We start from the raw sequence: 754 nt of genomic DNA, 5'->3' as shown, positions 1-754 counted from the left end.
TGCCCCTACCGCCCGAATGGTCCGTTTCGGGCTCGGCTGCCCGGGGCCGCCGGAAGGCATGGTGGCGCCCCCGTCGCGAAGCTGTGCACAGGAAGTACGCGACGGGGGCGCCGGAGGTTACGCCTGGCGCGGGGATCGTCTTCGACGAGTCAGCGCGCGGGGCCGGTCACGCGCCCCCGTAGAGGCCACCGTGGGCCACCCCGAGGTAGAAGCCGACCGCGGCCATCACCAGCGACACCATCAGCGCGAACCGCTCCGCCGTGGTGACCGAGACGAACTGGCCCCAGAGCGCGGTCAGGACGCCGAAGAGCCCGGACCAGGAACTGATCAGGTGCAGGTTGTGGAAGAACGCCGTGGTGAAGGCCAGCAGGGCCGGCACGGCGGCGATGCCGACCAGCGTGTTCTCCCGCGGATGCCGGTGACCGTCGGTGTTGAGGGTGAACGGCGGAGTACGGCGGACGGACTGTGCCATTGCAGCCCACCTCCTGGGTGGAAGAGCCGTTCTGTCCAGATTGCGGCGATTGAGTGGCGGATCACAACCCGTAGGTGTTTTGCCGCAAAAATTTTGTTGGGCCGTACGGGTGCGGGTAGGCTGTGCGGTCTGCACTGGTGTAGGTGTGCCCCCGTCTGCCCTTCACCGGGCTGGGGGCCGGTTGTCAGTGCCGAGGGCTACGTTCTCGGTACGGCGCCACCACATCGGTGCCGACGCTGCACAACCCTCCTGCCACGGAGAGACCGTGGCCGCTGAGTCCAA

At 68.2% G+C, this 754-nt stretch carries 1 protein-coding gene; it reads right to left on the bottom strand.

Features of this window, described 5'->3' with window-relative positions; genetic code table 11:
* Positions 1-166: 166 nt before the first annotated feature.
* Positions 167-472 carry a hypothetical protein gene (locus tag ABD323_RS42615; RefSeq protein WP_344447420.1) on the bottom strand — a complete coding sequence of 102 codons (306 nt, stop codon included), beginning with the start codon at positions 470-472 and terminating at the stop codon, positions 167-169.
* Positions 473-754: the final 282 nt, after the last annotated feature.

Origin of the sequence: Kitasatospora nipponensis, from assembly GCF_039528135.1 — a bacterium.
Lineage (GTDB): Bacteria > Actinomycetota > Actinomycetes > Streptomycetales > Streptomycetaceae > Kitasatospora > Kitasatospora nipponensis.
Note: the sequence above shows the minus strand (reverse complement) of the source record. Positions and strands in the feature narration are given on the sequence as shown.

What these genes read in the sequence shown, in the direction of transcription:
- ABD323_RS42615 (WP_344447420.1), bottom strand. Translation starts at nt 472, where the DNA reads ATGGCACAGTCCGTCCGCCGTACTCCGCCGTTCACCCTCAACACCGAC.